The following is a 14,177-nucleotide window of genomic DNA, read 5'->3' as shown; positions in this document are numbered from 1 at the left end:
TCGTTATTGCGCCAGTGCGGTCTGCAGGCGCTCGAGCTTGCCCTTGAGCGAGCCGTCGATGACCACTTCGCCCGCGTCGATCACGGCGCCGCCGATCAGCGACGCGTCGATCGCCGTCTCGATCTCGACTTCGCGGCCGAAGCGCTTCTTCAGCGCGGCTTTGATCGCTTCGAGTTCGGCTGCCGGCAGTTCGCTGGCCGCGGTCACCTTGGCCTTGACCACGCGCTCGGCTTCGGCGCGCAGCTCCTCGAACAGGCCGGCGATTTCCGGCAGCAGCGCGAGGCGGCGGTTGTCGGCCAGCAGGCCGAGGAAGCGGGTGAACGCCTCGTCGCTGCCATCCATCGCGAGCAGGCCGACGGCGTCGGCCGGGCTCAGCAGGGGATGGTTGAGCAGCGCTTGCGCCTGCGGATCGGCGGCCACGCGCGCGGCGAAGGCAAGCGCCTGCGACCACGCGGCGGAGCGGCCGCCCTCGAGGGACAAGCCGAAGGCGGCGCGGGCGTACGGTCGGGCGAGGGTCAGTGCCTGGGTCATCGCTAGTTCGCTCAGATCTCGGCAGCCAGCTCGTCGAGCAGCGCCTTGTGGGCGTTGGCATCGATTTCGCGCTTGAGCAGCTTCTCGGCGCCGGTCACGGCCAGCGTCGACACCTGCTTGCGCAGGTCTTCGCGGGCGCGGTTGGCGGAAGCGGCGATCTCGGCTTCGGCCAGCGCCTTCTGGCGGGTGGCTTCGGCGAGTGCGTCGTTCTTGGCCTGGTCGATGATCTGGTTGGCGCGCTGATGCGCCTGCTCGATGATCTCGTTGGCCTTGGTGCGAGCCGCACGCAGCTCGGCATCGACGCTCTGTTGCGCCTGTGCGAGATTCTTCTGGCTCTGCTCTGCAGCGGCCAGACCCTCGGCAATCTTGTGTTGACGTTCTTCGATCGCCTTGTTCAGGGGCGGCCAAATGAACTTCATCGTGAACCAGATGAGGATCGCAAACGTGATCATCTGGCCGAAGAAGGTCATGTTGAGATTCATGACAGCTCCAAAGGGACGCTGCGGGCGGGAACGCCCGGGAGAGCCGCCCGGCAAGCCGGACGGCTCCGTGGTTCTATCGGTGAATTAGTGCGCGGCGCCGGCGGTGGCGGCGGCAGCATTCTTCACTTCGCCCAGCAGCGGGTTGCCGAAGGCGAACAGCAGACCGACGGCCAGCGCGATGATGAACGCCGCGTCGATCAGGCCGGCCAGCAGGAACATACGGCCCTGCAGCATCGGCACCAGCTCCGGCTGACGGGCAGCCGACTCAAGGAACTTCGAGCCCATCAGCGCGATGCCGAGGCACGCACCGATCGCGCCGAGGCCGACCATCATGCCGATCGCGATCGCGGTCAGGCCCTGCACACTGGCGATGAATTCCATGGTTTTCTCCTACTGAAACGTTTGGGTTTAAAGGGTGAAGCGGAAAAGGAAAGGTGAAGCGGTATCTGGCAAAACTCGGATCAGTGACTCTCGTACGCGCCGGCGATGTAGACGACGGTGAGGATCATGAAGATGAAGGCCTGCAGCAGCACGATCAGGATGTGGAACAGTGCCCACGCGGCGTTGAACAGCACGCCCGGCACGAACATCAGCAGGCTGCCACCGAGCAGGCCGGCGATCAGCATGAAGACGAGCTCGCCGCCGTACATGTTGCCGAACAGTCGCATCGCGAGACTGACCGGCTTGACCAGGTACTCGATGACGTTGAGGCCGAGGTTGGCCGGAGCCAGCGCGATCTTGGTGCCGGTGCCGTGCGCATGGAACGGCGCGGTCAGCAGTTCCTTGCCGAAGCCGAAGCCGCCCTTGGCCTTGACCGAGTGGTAGAGGATCAGGAAGAACACCGTGGTCGACATCGCCAGCGTGGTGTTCAGGTCCGCGGTGGGGACCCAGCGGAAGAACGTGTGGTGTGCGGCGTCGGCGCCGGCCGCGAGCTTGATGGCCGTGTACGGCGCATCCAGCGGCAGCAGGTCCATGCAGTTCATCATCACGACCCACATGAAAATGGTCAGCGCGAGCGGCGTGATGGAGCGGCGGTCGCCGTGGAAGCTGTCCTTCACCTGGCCGTCGATGAACTCCAGGATCAGTTCGACGAACGCCTGGCCCTTGGAGGGCACGCCAGCGGTCGCCTTGCGGGCGAAGTAGCCGAACCAGGCGATGAAGATCAGGCCCAGCACCAGCGACACCGCCCAGGTGTCGATGTGGAACGCGCCACCACCCAGCTCGATAGCATTCTGCTGGAGGTGGTGCTGGATGTATTCGTTCAGGCCGCCCGAACCGGTCTGTTCACTCACGAAAGACACCTATCTCTTCAAAAGGTTGGCCAGTACGAATGCCAGCGTCACCGCGAGCACTCCCACCAGCATTGGCAGCGGCGGCAGCTTGAATACGCCCATGCCGAGCGTTAAAACTGCAAGCACCACCACCCACTTCAACATCACACCGGCGACGAGCCGCCCTATCGCCATCCCGGCCGGCTGGATGCCGCCGCCGAGGGCCATGAGGGCCGCCACCGCAGTCCCCGCTACGACCGCACCGCCTCCGACCACCGCCGCCAGCGCCGAAGGCGCCCCGAAGGGAAGGAAGGCCAGCGCGACCAGCGCTGCCGCGCCGGCCTGCCAGGCAGTCGCGCGCGACGCCAGCCGGCGACCTGCGGACAAAGGATCGTGCACGCGGGACTCGTCGGTCTGGGGGCAGGCGCAAAAGCGCCCGGTTGAGCCGCAAAAGTATAGACGGCGGGGCTGCCCGGGGCAACCGCCGGGGGTTATTCGCGGCCGTCCGGCCCAGACCCCCGAGAGTTGCGCGGCTGATAGATTTCGACTATCGCGACGACCGGAACATTCGATTAGATTTCTGCTGCCGCCTCAGGAAAATGAGAGCCACTCTCATTTTCTCGCATGCGGAGCCGCCATGAGCAAGACCCTGAGTTTCGCCGCCGTCCATTTCACCGTGGCCTTCACGGTCGGCTACCTGATGACCGGCAGCGTCTGGGTGGGCGGTGCGCTGGCGCTGGTCGAGCCGGCCTGCAACACGGTCGCCTTCCATTTCCACGAGAAGGTATGGAGCCGGCTGGAACGTCGCCGTCGTCGCCCCATCGCGCTCGCGGCCACCGGGCTCTCGTGGGGCTAGCCGATTCATGCGTGTCGGCGGCGGCAGGAATAGGATTGAGCGGAACCTTTCCGGGATTGGCCGGTCCGACTCTGTAACGTCCGCCGCTACTCACTCCTCGTCAAATGGTCAGCGGCGGGCCCCGAAGCCCCGGTTCCCCACCGGGGCTTCGCCTTTTTCGACTCACCAAGAAAAAGCCCCGGCCTTGGACCGGGGCTTTCGCTGTCGCGATTCGCGGATTACGCGATCAGGCTTTCTTCTTCGGAATGTACAGATCGGTGATGGTGCCTTCGTACACCTCCGCCGCCATGCCGACCGATTCGCTCAGGGTCGGATGCGGGTGGATGGTGTGGCCGATGTCCGCCGCTTCGGCGCCCATCTCGATGGCGAGCGCGATCTCCGTGATCAGGTCGCCCGCATGCACGCCGACGATCGCGCCGCCGATGATGCGATGGGTCTTCTCGTCGAAGATCAGCTTGGTGAACCCTTCGCCGCGACCGATGCCGACCGCGCGCGCGGACGCCGCCCATGGGAACTTGCCGACACCGACATTGAGGCCCTTGGCCTTGGCTTCGTTCTCGGTGACGCCGACCCAGGCGATCTCCGGATCGGTGTAGGCCACCGACGGAATCACCCGCGCCACCCACTCGCGTTTCTCGCCTGCGGCGACTTCCGCCGCGAGCTTGCCCTCGTGCGTGGCCTTGTGCGCCAGCATCGGCTGGCCCACCAGGTCGCCGATGGCGAAGATGTGCGGCACGTTGGTGCGCATCTGCCGGTCGACCGCAATGAAACCGCGTTCGGTGACCTGCACGCCGGCCTTGTCGGCATCGAGCTTGCCGCCATTGGGCGAGCGACCGACGGACACCAGCACGCGATCGTAGGTGCCCGACTTCAAGCCCGGCTCCTGTCCCGCGTCGGCGCCTTCGAACGACACGGTAATGCCGTTCTTCGAAGCCTCGACCTGCGCGGCCTTGGTCTTCAGGTGCACGGCCACGCCCTGCTTTTTCAGTCGGTCGGCGAGCGGCCGGACCAGGTCCTTGTCGGAACCCGGCATCAACTGGTCCATGAACTCGACGACGGTGACCTCACTGCCCAGCGCGCGATACACGGTGGCCATTTCCAGGCCGATGATGCCGCCGCCGACGACCAGCAGCTTGGCCGGGATGTCGGTCAGTTCCAGCGCATCGGTCGAATCCATGACGCGCGGATCGCCCCACGGGAAGTTCGGCAGCTTCACCGCCTGCGATCCGGCGGCGATGATGCAGTGCTCGAAGCGCAGCAACTGCGTCTTGCCGTCGTCGCCGACGATCTCCAGCTCATGCGGCGAAACGAACTTCGCCACGCCCTGCACCGTGCGCACCTTGCGCTGCTTGGCCATGCCGGCCAGGCCCTTGGTGAACTGCCCGACGACCTTGTTCTGCTTGAAGTCGCGCAGCTTGGCCAGGTCGAGCTTGGGCTTGCCGAAATCGATGCCGATGTCGGCCGAATGCGAAGCCTCCTCGATCAGCGCGGCAGCATGCAGCAGCGCCTTCGACGGAATGCAGCCGACGTTGAGGCAAACGCCGCCGAGCGTGGCGTAGCGTTCGACCAGCACCGTATCGAGACCGAGGTCGGCCGCGCGGAATGCTGCGGTGTAACCACCGGGACCTGCACCGATCACGACCATGCGGCATTCGATGTCGGCCTTGCGGCCCGTTCCCAGTGCCGGCTTGGTTTCGGCAACGGCCGGCGCCGCGGGCGATGGCGCAACCGGCGGCTTCGCGGTTTCCGCAGGCGCCGAAGCCGGAGCCGCTGCGGGAGCAGCCGGCTTGGCAGGCGCTTCAGCCGCCGCGGCGCTCTCCAGGATCGCGATCACCGCACCTTCGCCGACCTTGTCGCCAACCTTGACCTTCAATTCCTTGACCACGCCGTCGGCCGACGACGGCACCTCCATCGTCGCCTTGTCCGATTCCAGCGTGACGAGGCCCTGGTCCTTGCGCACCGTGTCGCCGACTGCGACCAGCAGCTCGATGACCGGGATACCGTCGAAATCGCCGATGTCCGGCACCTTGACTTCAATGCTCGCCATGCGTGTCTCCTGCGCCAGCGCCGGTGGCGCCGGCGAGCGATTGTTCCTGTTGGTCCAGCAACTCGGTGAGCGCGCGCCAGCGCTTGATGCGCTTTTCGTCGCCGTCGTCGGTCGCGTCGATCATCAGCGTGACCTGCTCCATCATCTGGACGATGGGTCCGCAGGCGGGCTGCAGGCCACTTATGCGGGCGCCGTCGACGACGAACAGCACCACTTCGTCGTCGTGGAATTCCGCGACGCGGTCGCGCGGCACCTGCGCGTCCATCACGCGCTGCCATTGCGCCACCACGCGCCGCGCCAGCGCGGCCGGCATCGGCACCGAGGCCACGTCCGGATGCTGGGTGGTACGCAGTTCCTTGCGACCACCGGTCCATATCTGGATGCGCTCGTCGGCCTCGACGTAACGCAGCGTCCAGTCGCCCTCGCCTTCACCGGCGATCAGCTGCAACGCGCTTTCGGCGCTGCGCACGGGCAGGCGGGTCAGGCTGAACGTCGGCGTGAGGCCGCCGGTGAACAGCGTTTCGACGGCCGAACCGTAGTTCTCCGTGGCCGGCGGCCAGCCGCGGCCCAGATCGATGCGGCAGACCTCGACCTCGTCGTCATCGGCACGTGCCGACGGGACCACCACGGCCTGCACGGCCAGCGCAACGGCAAGCAGACACCAGGCGCGCACGCTCACAGCAGCACGCGCCTCATGTCGGCCAGCAACTGCGCCAGGTACGCGGTGAAACGCGCGGCCGCGGCGCCGTCGATGACGCGGTGGTCGTAGCTCAGCGACAGCGGCAGGATCAGGCGCGGCTCGAACTGCTTGCCGTCCCACACCGGCTGCATCGCCGACTTGGACACGCCGAGGATCGCCACTTCCGGCGCGTTGACGATCGGGGTGAACTTGGTGCCGCCGATGCCGCCGAGCGAGCTGATCGAGAAGCAGCCGCCGCTCATGTCGGCCGGGCCGAGCTTGCCGTCACGAGCCTTCTTGGCCAGTTCGGAGGTTTCCTGCGCGATCTGCAACACACCCTTCTTGTCGACGTCGCGCACCACCGGCACGACCAGGCCGTTGGGCGTGTCGGCGGCGAAACCGATGTGGAAGTACTTCTTCAGCACCAGGTTCTCGCCGCTGGCGTCGAGCGAGGCGTTGAAGGTCGGGTACTTCTGCATCGCCGCGACGCTGGCCTTCATCAGGAAGGCGAGCATGGTCAGCTTGACGCCACTCTTCTCGTTTTCCTTGTTGAGCGCGACGCGCAGCGCTTCCAGGTCGGTGATGTCGGCATCGTCGTGCTGCGTGACGTGCGGGATCATCGCCCAGTTGCGCGCCAGGTTGGCGCCGGACAGCTTCTGGATGCGCGACAGCGCCTTGGTCTCGATCTCGCCGAACTTGGCAAAATCGACCTTCGGCCACGGCAGCAGGTTGAGACCACCGCCGGCCACCGCCGCCGCGACGGCACCGCCCTGCGGCATTCCACCCGAAAGCACGCCCTTGACGAACTTCTGCACGTCTTCCTTGCTGATGCGGCCGCCACGCTCGCTGCCGGCGACCTGCGACAGGTCGACGCCGAGTTCGCGCGCGAACAGGCGCACGGCCGGGCTGGCATACGGCACCTTGTCCGGCATCAGCTCATCGGCGTTGAATGCCACCGGCGGAGTGCGCGGTGGCACCGCTTCCGGGTCGGTCCCCGGGCGCGCGTCGATCGAGGCCTGCGCGATGCGGTCGGCCTGCTGTGGCACGGCCACCGGCTCGACCTGCGTGGCGGTTTCGGCCGCCTTCACCGGCGCTGCCGCCGCTGCGGGCTGGGCGCGCGGCGGTTCCGGCGCCTTGGCGGCAGGAGCGGGCTCGGCCTTGGCGGCCTCGGCCGGCTCGATCATCGCCACCACGCTGCCTTCGGCCAGCTGGTCGCCGATCTTGACCTTGATCTCACGGATGATCCCGGCAAACGGCGCCGGCACCTCCATCGTGGCCTTGTCCGATTCCAGTGTGACCAGACCCTGGTCCTGTTTGACCTCGTCGCCAACCGCGACCAGCAGTTCGATCACCGGCACGCCGTCGTAATCCCCGATATCGGGGACGCGTGCTTCCTTAAGCTCAGCCATTGTGTGGGGGCTCCGCGCAGTGCAGCGAAAACGAAAACCCTATTGTGGGGGTAGCCGACGGACTGCGCCAACCGCAGCCGACCTCCGTCACGGTATTTGCCCCCAGACGACCCGCCTGCAAGGTTCGGGCCGAGCCCGCGCGCAGGGCTAGTCGGCCGGTGTCTCGTGGCTTGGCGGCTGGCTGTCGTTCGACTGTTGCCGCGCGCGCAACAGTTCCAGCGGCCTGCCGTCGGCGAGCCGGTACTCCAGCGCATCGTCGATCCGATCGAGCTCGACCATGCGCTTGCAAAGGCTCGAGGCCTTGCGTTCGAGCGCCTGGGCGCGCGGCTCGACCCGCTCGTCGATCTGCGCATCCAGATTCTCCAGGCGCTTGAGCCGCGAGGAATCGCCGCTGAAGGCCGCGCTGATGGCGCCGCCTACGATGTCCCCGATCAGGCTCGGGAGGACCTCGGACACCGCCGCGCCGATGCCTTCGCCCAGATCGCTCCCGTCGAACCGTGTCGGCGTGACCGAACGCGCCAGGCGGGCGTCGATCTGCGAGCGGGCCGTGGCGATCTTGGCCTGCGCCACCTTGGGATCGCTGGCGAAGCCGGCAGCCACCTCACCCAATACGGTGAAGGCGATATCGGCTGCGTCGCGACCGATCGCCTGCGCCTCCGGCATGGCTTCGCGCGCGCCTTTCTCGAACTCGCGGATCCGCTGGCTGTCCGCCGTGCTCAGCGTGACCCATCGGTCGTCGATGAAGAGCCGACCCTGGCGCATCACGATGGCCTTCGGAACGCCGCTGTCGCGGGTCAGGATCACGCTGCGTTCATTGATGGACAGATCGTAGTCGCTGTCCATGCTGCACGAGACTTTCACGTCGGTGCTTTTCACGTCGGCGGCGAGCGCATGAGCGCTTGCCAGGGACAGGACGGACACTACGAGCAGGCGGCGCATCGTCGACTCCCGGGCATGGGGCAGGCGCCTATCTTGCCGCGACTGAGGGCGTCTGTCCGCAATGGCTTGCGGGCGGTGCTGCAGGCTGTAGTCACATCGCTCTGATTGCCGCGCTCGCGATCGCGACTTTGCCCGCCACGGCTTGTGCTTTCAGCGGTCAAACACGATTCATGCGCACCGTGTCTTTAACGCGTGCGCGCGCTATCACCACGCGGCGCGATAGTTCCGCGGTGCGCCGTCCGCATCGCAATCAACGTTCATCCGCGCGTGGCTAGGGTGTGCGCGCCTCCCCCGAGGCGTCGATCCAATAATGAGGAGATCTCTCCATGATGCGCTTCAGTCATTTGACCCTGGCCATGTTGGCCACCCTGGCCGCTGCCCCGGCCGCCTTCGCCCAGGACACGGGCACCACCGAGAGCGCAAGCGGCAAGCGCTTCGCTGTCGTCGGCGGATATGCGCTGTCCGAGCCCACCAGCAATCCTTCCATCGCCGGCACCCGCACCCACGTCGATGGCGACGGCGCCGCGACGCTGAGCGCGAGCTGGTACATCACCGACAACATCGCCGTCGAGGCGTGGGGTGCGGCCGACAAGTTCGGGCACCGAGTCAAGACCGCCAATGGCAAGGTCGCCAGCGTCGACAGCCAGCCGTATGCGGTGAGCGGCCAGTACCACTTCTTCAGCGCCGACAACATCCTGCGTCCGTTCGTGGGCCTGGGCTACTTCGAAGCCAACACCGACGGCGAACAGGCCGAGCCGACCGGCGCATTGGCCGGCCAGCATATCGGCGTGGAGACCGCCAAGGGCGCGATGGCCACGGCCGGCGTCGACGTCAACATCAATCCGACCTGGTTCGCGCGCGCCGACGTGCGCTACCTGCAGGACACCACCGGCCAGCCGAACGTGGCCGTCGATGGCGTCAACGTCGGCAAGGCCGAATTGAACCCGGTCGTGCTGGGTGTCGGCATCGGCGCACGGTTCTAACCGGCATCTGCCAAACCGGCATCTGCTCCATGCGGACGGGCCCCCGGCCCGTCCGTTTTGTTCTTTGCCGCATCCGGTCAGGGATGCTCTGCTTCCGCGTGCACCCGCTCGCGACGCACCAGATACAGGCCGCTGGCGATGATGATGCCCGCGCCTAACCACGTGATCGCATCGGGCAGCACCCCCCATAGCGTGAGATCGAGCAGCACGCCCCACACCAGCGCGGTGTATTCCAATGGCGCGATCAGCGACGCCTCGCCCAGCCGGAAGGCCTCGGTGATCGCGTACTGGCCCAGCGCGCCGGCAACGCCGATGCCGGCGATCAGCCACCAGTCCTCACTGCGCACCGGCGTCCACTGTGGCCAGGCGAGCACGCCAGCGCCGATGGCGATCATCGCCATCAGCCACACCATCATCGACTGAGTGCTGTCGGTTCGCGCGAGGATGCGCACGGTGATCGCGCTGACCGCGTACATCGCCGCCGCGAGCAACACCGCCAACGCCGACAGGCTGATCAGGCCTTCGCCGGTCGGCCGCAGCAGCACCAGCACGCCGACCAGGCCGATCGCGATCGCGGTCCAGCGCCGCGGACCGACCTTCTCGCCGAGGAACGGCACCGACATCGCGGTGATCAGCAGCGGGGCGACGAAGAAGATCGAGTAGGTCGTCGACAGCGGCAGCCGCGCGACCGCGTAGACGAACGCCGCCATCATCGCCACACCCAGCACGCCACGCAGCAGGTGCAGCGACCAGCGCACGTGGATCAGCGGTTTTACCCCGGCCGTGACCAGCGCCCAGACCAGCACCAGCGGCAACGAAGCCGCGCCGCGCAGCGATGCGACCTGGAACGACGAGTAGTGCGCCGCGAGCTGCTTGAGACAGGCGTCCATCAGCGCGAACAGGGCGACGGCGGCGAGCATCGTCAGCATCGCCCGGCCCTGGCGACGGTGCATGCGCGCCGCCCGGTCCTTCGCTTCGCTTCCTGCCTCAGGAATCTTCCTGTCCACCGATCTGCCGCCCACCGTTCGCCATCGCCAGCCACCACGCTGCCTGCTCGCGGCCGGTACGGCAATAGCGGCACGAGGCGTGACGACGGCCAGCCCGTCGCCGCGACTCGGGCAGGCCCGGTCAGAACGTGTGGGTGTAGGACAGGCCGGCGCCCCATTCCGGGCTGCCGTCCGACAGGCCAGCGCTGCCGTAGAGTTGCATCTTGCCGTCCTCGCCAGCGCCGAAGCCGTAGAAGCCGATCACTTCGCTGCGGTCGTCCGAGTCGTCCGAGGCGGCCTGGCGGAAGTCGTACATCAGGCCCAGATTGCCCACATCCAGTTGCTGGCTGACGCCGAAGTTGGCACCGCCGACGGCATCGACGTCGATGAAGTCCGAGTCGCCCAGCACCATGTAGCTGGCCCCGCCGAACAGCATGGTGCCGTCGAAATCGCGATACAGATCCAGCGCGACGCCGTAGTCGTTGGCACCCGTGCCCAGGCTCTTGTCCTCGTCGGCGGTGGCGATCTTGACGTTGCCGGTGAGGTCGACGCCGAGCGGGCCACCGGTGTCGAAGGCGTAGGTCGCCGCCAGTCGCAGGTCGCCGATGCCCGACGCGCTGCCGTCCTGGGTCGGTTCATCCGGCGTCGGCGTCGGCGCATTGCCGTTGCCGTTGCCGTTGCCATTGCCGCGTCCGCGGCCTTGCGGGTTGGTGTTGTCGACGCGACCCAGGCCGGGCAACACGTCCGGGTCACCGGAGACGTCGAGCCACGGCAGGCTGGCCTTGTAGGTCCAGTCGCCGGAGACGTACTTGCCGGCAACCGGCACCGACAGGATGTCGGTGGTGACGTCGGTGCCGTAGTCGCCGCTGCTGTAGTCCACGCCCATGCCGAGACTGAAACCATCCCCTGCCTGCGCCGCGCCGGCGGCGATCAGGCCGGCGCACAGGATTGCCATCCGCTTCATTCAAATCCTCGGGTCGATACAAGGCGATGGGCGCCACGGGGGCGCCCATCGCGGAAGACGCGCTTCAAAGTTATGCGTCGGATCAGATGCGACCGACGCGCTCGGGCTTGTCCGGACGCTCCGGCTTCTGCGGGCGTTCCGGGCGTTCGGGACGCTGCGGACGGTCGACCTTTTCCGGCTTGTCCGGACGCTCGACCTTCGCCACGCGCTCCGGCTTGGCAGGTTTGTCCTGCGTACGCTCGACCTTGGCCTTGTCGGCACGGCCCGTGGCCGCCACCGCCTTGTCGCCGCGGTTGGAAGCGCTGACCAGTGCACCCAGCTTGAAGCCCAGCTGCTTGGCGATGTTGCCCCAGCCGGCGCCGTCGGCACGCAGCTGCAGCACGCCCGGCGTGGTGGTGACGGTGCCGTCGGCGTTGGTGACGGTCAGGCCCGTCAACGCGGATTGCAGGTCCGGCGCGGCACCGGAATCGATCATCGCTTGCGCCAGCGACAGGGTGATGTTGACCTCGCCCCAGCCCATCGCACCGTTCGGGTTGACGATGGTGCGCTCAACCGGTGCGGTCACCGTGGTGGTGGTGCCATCGGGGTTGGTGGTGGTCGTGGTCACTTCCTCGATGACGACGAAATCGCCGCCGGTGCGCAGGTCGCCAACCAGGTCGGCCGAGGCTTCGGGACTGCCGGCCAGTTCGATGTAGCGATCGACCAGGCGCGCCTTGGGCACGGTGGCCTCGGCGATGATCGGAGCATCGGGGTCGGCCTCCTGGGCGAAGCCCGGCGCCATGGTCAACAACGCGGCGGCGATGGCCGCGGCAAGAATGAAGGTACGTGGCTTGAGGTTCATGGCGCGTCTCACGTCAGAAGTGATCGCCGCGGTTTCGGCGTCCGCATCGTGCTCGGTGCTAACTCGCCGCTACAACGGCGATATCGTGCGCCGTTAAGGCATGGTTGGTGCTGGCACGTGAAGTGCGTGACTGCGATCACGGGAAGCGCATTTTGTTCATCGAAAATGCCGACGAACGGCGCGTGCAGGGCAAGTGAAGAGATGTGACGGTTTCCACTTTGGTGCGCGCATGCGCGCTGCCGTCATGCGTCCCGCATGCCGCCAGGCCGGGCTTTGGCTCTGGACTTGGCTTGGTCTTGCCTTTGCGTTTGCATTAAACAGCCGACCAACTTCCTAGACCCGAAGTGACCCGGCCGCGTGAGCGGACGGAAGCCTTGGCTGTTGCTTCCATTGCCATAACAAAAGCAACGGCAAAGGGGATCCCAGCTTTCGCTGGGATGACGACAGCACTCGACGGAACGCTCAGCCCGCTTCGCGCAGGCTGGCGATGTCGATGACGAAGCGGTAGCGCACATCGGCCTTGAGCATGCGCTCGTAGGCCTCGTTGACCTGATCGATGCCGATCAGCTCGATGTCGGAAGCGACGCCATGGGCGGCGCAGAAGTCGAGCATCTCCTGGGTCTCCCGGATACCGCCGATCATCGAGCCGGCCAGGCGGCGGCGCTTGCGGATCAGCACGCCCGCGGCCACCGGCGCCGGCACTTCGGGGATACCCAGCAGCACCATCGTCCCGTCGATCTTCAGCAGTTCCAGGTAGGCGTTGTAGTCGTGCTCGGCGGAAACCGTGTCGATGATGTAGTCGAACTTCAATGCGTGCGTCTTGAACACGCCGCCGTCGCGGGTCGACGCGAAGTCCTGCGCTCCCAACGCCAGTGCATCGGCGCGCTTGGACTGAGAACTGCTGAGCACGGTGACGTGCGCACCCATGGCCGCGGCGATCTTCACCGCCATGTGCCCCAGACCTCCCAGGCCGACCACGGCCACCTGGTCGCCGGCCTTGACGCCGAAATGCTTCAGCGGCGAATACGTAGTGATGCCGGCGCACAGCAAGGGCGCGGCGCGATCGAGCGGGATCGACTCGGGAATGCGCACCGCGTACGCCTCATCGACCGTGATGCGCGTGGAATAGCCGCCGTAGGTGGGGCGGGTCTTGTCGAAGCGGCGGTCCTCGGGATTGCGCTCGTAGCTGTTGTAGGTGCCGCTCATGCCGAAGTCGCAGTACTGCTCCTCGCCGGCGCGGCACGAGGCGCATTGCCTGCACGAATCGACGAAGCAGCCGACGCCGACCGTGTCGCCGATCTTCCAGCGGCTCACCTGGGGGCCGACCTGCGCGACGCGGCCGACGATCTCGTGGCCCGGCACCATCGGGAAGATCGAACTGCCCCACTCGCCGCGCGCCTGGTGGATGTCGGAGTGGCACACGCCGCAGTAGAGGATGTCGACCAGCACTTCCTTCGGCCCCGGCTCGCGGCGCTGGAGGGTGAACGGCGCCAGTGGCGACTTCGCATCGGCGACGGCGTAAGCGGGCGTGGTCAGCATGTGGGCATCCGGAAATCCTGGTGGAGCAGGCAAGTCTAGCCGCCGTCTGTCTGCCCGGCTGTGCGCAACCGGCGCAACGCGGCGTGCCACGGCTGCACGTTCGGGCCCGCTGCGCTACCCTTTGCGCCCTGTACGCAAGCCCCACGCGGAGCCTTCCATGCCTTCCTTCGACGTAATCTCCGAAGTCGACCAGCACGAACTGACCAACGCCGTCGACCAGGCCAACCGCGAGCTCGGCACGCGTTTCGACTTCAAGGGCGTGGATGCCAAGTTCGTGCTGGAGGACCAGGTCATCACCCAGTCCGCGCCCAGCGATTTCCAGGTCAAGCAGATGACCGACATCCTGCGCGCGCGCCTCGTCGCCCGCAGCATCGACTCGCGCTGCCTGGAGTTCGGCGACATCGAGACCAACCTGGCCGGCGCGCGCCAGAAGGTCACGGTCAAGCAGGGCATCGAGCGCGAGCTGGCCAAGAAGATCCAGGGCGCGATCAAGGACGCCAAGCTCAAGGTCGATACGCAGATCAACGGCGACAAGCTGCGCGTGATCGGCAAGAAGCGCGACGACCTGCAGGCGGCCATCGCCCTGCTGCGCGGCGCCGAGTTCGAGCGCCCGCTGCAGTACGACAATTTCCGCGACTGATCGGACCACG

Annotated in this window: 16 protein-coding genes; 3 read left to right on the top strand and 13 right to left on the bottom strand. The window is 66.8% G+C overall.

Annotation, left to right across the window (positions count from 1 at the left end):
- Window positions 1-3 precede the first annotated feature (3 nt).
- The 5 genes from J2X06_RS02890 to J2X06_RS02870 form a co-directional block, all read right to left on the bottom strand.
- A complete protein-coding gene (locus tag J2X06_RS02890; RefSeq protein ID WP_310058037.1) occupies window positions 4-531 on the bottom strand; it encodes a F0F1 ATP synthase subunit delta in 528 nt (175 codons plus the stop codon).
- An 11-nt stretch (window positions 532-542) separates the two neighbouring features.
- Window positions 543-1,013, bottom strand: coding sequence for a F0F1 ATP synthase subunit B (locus J2X06_RS02885; RefSeq protein WP_310058034.1), 471 nt, complete (start codon window positions 1,011-1,013; stop codon window positions 543-545).
- A gap of 84 nt (window positions 1,014-1,097) precedes the next feature.
- Window positions 1,098-1,394, bottom strand: a complete 297-nt coding sequence (atpE, locus tag J2X06_RS02880; protein ID WP_158732391.1) for a F0F1 ATP synthase subunit C — start codon at window positions 1,392-1,394, stop codon at window positions 1,098-1,100.
- A gap of 80 nt (window positions 1,395-1,474) precedes the next feature.
- Window positions 1,475-2,305 (bottom strand): F0F1 ATP synthase subunit A, encoded by an 831-nt coding sequence (gene atpB / locus J2X06_RS02875; protein ID WP_310058028.1) that lies wholly within the window; start codon window positions 2,303-2,305, stop codon window positions 1,475-1,477.
- 9 nt (window positions 2,306-2,314) lie between these two features.
- Window positions 2,315-2,683: a hypothetical protein gene (locus J2X06_RS02870; protein WP_310058026.1), complete on the bottom strand. Its 369-nt coding sequence runs from the start codon at window positions 2,681-2,683 to the stop codon at window positions 2,315-2,317.
- Between the two features lie 238 nt (window positions 2,684-2,921).
- Between J2X06_RS02870 and J2X06_RS02865 the strand changes: the two genes are divergently transcribed.
- Complete coding sequence (locus tag J2X06_RS02865) at window positions 2,922-3,140, top strand: DUF2061 domain-containing protein (protein WP_310058024.1); 219 nt, start codon at window positions 2,922-2,924, stop codon at window positions 3,138-3,140.
- A 226-nt stretch (window positions 3,141-3,366) separates the two neighbouring features.
- Here the strand turns inward: J2X06_RS02865 and lpdA are convergent, their stop codons facing one another.
- The 4 genes from lpdA to J2X06_RS02845 all read right to left on the bottom strand — a co-directional run bounded on the left by lpdA (window position 3,367) and on the right by J2X06_RS02845 (window position 8,214).
- Window positions 3,367-5,187 (bottom strand): dihydrolipoyl dehydrogenase, encoded by a 1,821-nt coding sequence (lpdA, locus tag J2X06_RS02860; protein ID WP_310058021.1) that lies wholly within the window; start codon window positions 5,185-5,187, stop codon window positions 3,367-3,369.
- Complete coding sequence (locus tag J2X06_RS02855) at window positions 5,174-5,860, bottom strand: hypothetical protein (RefSeq protein WP_310058020.1); 687 nt, start codon at window positions 5,858-5,860, stop codon at window positions 5,174-5,176. The genes lpdA and J2X06_RS02855 overlap by 14 nt, the downstream gene beginning before the upstream one ends.
- Window positions 5,861-5,862: 2 nt before the next feature.
- The gene (locus J2X06_RS02850) at window positions 5,863-7,275 is read right to left on the bottom strand and encodes a dihydrolipoyllysine-residue acetyltransferase (RefSeq protein ID WP_310058016.1); all 1,413 of its coding nucleotides are present in this window, start codon (window positions 7,273-7,275) and stop codon (window positions 5,863-5,865) included.
- A gap of 147 nt (window positions 7,276-7,422) precedes the next feature.
- Window positions 7,423-8,214, bottom strand: a complete 792-nt coding sequence (locus tag J2X06_RS02845) for a DUF2884 family protein (RefSeq protein ID WP_310058014.1) — start codon at window positions 8,212-8,214, stop codon at window positions 7,423-7,425.
- A gap of 326 nt (window positions 8,215-8,540) precedes the next feature.
- Between J2X06_RS02845 and J2X06_RS02840 the strand changes: the two genes are divergently transcribed.
- Window positions 8,541-9,197 carry an OmpW/AlkL family protein gene (locus J2X06_RS02840; RefSeq protein WP_310058011.1) on the top strand — a complete coding sequence of 219 codons (657 nt, stop codon included), beginning with the start codon at window positions 8,541-8,543 and terminating at the stop codon, window positions 9,195-9,197.
- 77 nt (window positions 9,198-9,274) lie between these two features.
- On the opposite strand, the gene J2X06_RS02835 is transcribed toward J2X06_RS02840, so the two are convergent.
- The 4 genes from J2X06_RS02835 to J2X06_RS02820 all read right to left on the bottom strand — a co-directional run bounded on the left by J2X06_RS02835 (window position 9,275) and on the right by J2X06_RS02820 (window position 13,527).
- On the bottom strand, window positions 9,275-10,150 hold the full coding sequence (locus tag J2X06_RS02835; RefSeq protein ID WP_310058008.1) for a DMT family transporter: 876 nt from the start codon (window positions 10,148-10,150) through the stop codon (window positions 9,275-9,277).
- Between the two features lie 175 nt (window positions 10,151-10,325).
- A complete protein-coding gene (locus J2X06_RS02830; RefSeq protein WP_310058006.1) occupies window positions 10,326-11,147 on the bottom strand; it encodes a transporter in 822 nt (273 codons plus the stop codon).
- Window positions 11,148-11,229: 82 nt separating this feature from the next.
- A complete protein-coding gene (locus tag J2X06_RS02825) occupies window positions 11,230-11,988 on the bottom strand; it encodes a hypothetical protein (protein WP_310058002.1) in 759 nt (252 codons plus the stop codon).
- 462 nt (window positions 11,989-12,450) lie between these two features.
- On the bottom strand, window positions 12,451-13,527 hold the full coding sequence (locus J2X06_RS02820) for an NAD(P)-dependent alcohol dehydrogenase (protein WP_310057999.1): 1,077 nt from the start codon (window positions 13,525-13,527) through the stop codon (window positions 12,451-12,453).
- A gap of 157 nt (window positions 13,528-13,684) precedes the next feature.
- Between J2X06_RS02820 and J2X06_RS02815 the strand changes: the two genes are divergently transcribed.
- Entirely contained in the window at window positions 13,685-14,167 is a 483-nt protein-coding gene (locus J2X06_RS02815; protein WP_310057997.1) for a YajQ family cyclic di-GMP-binding protein, read from the top strand.
- Window positions 14,168-14,177 lie beyond the last annotated feature (10 nt).

The organism is Lysobacter niastensis (assembly GCF_031457115.1).
In the GTDB taxonomy this organism is placed as follows: domain Bacteria; phylum Pseudomonadota; class Gammaproteobacteria; order Xanthomonadales; family Xanthomonadaceae; genus Lysobacter_J; species Lysobacter_J niastensis_A.
The sequence above is the reverse complement of the archived record's forward strand: the minus strand, read 5'-3'. Positions and strand labels throughout refer to the sequence as shown.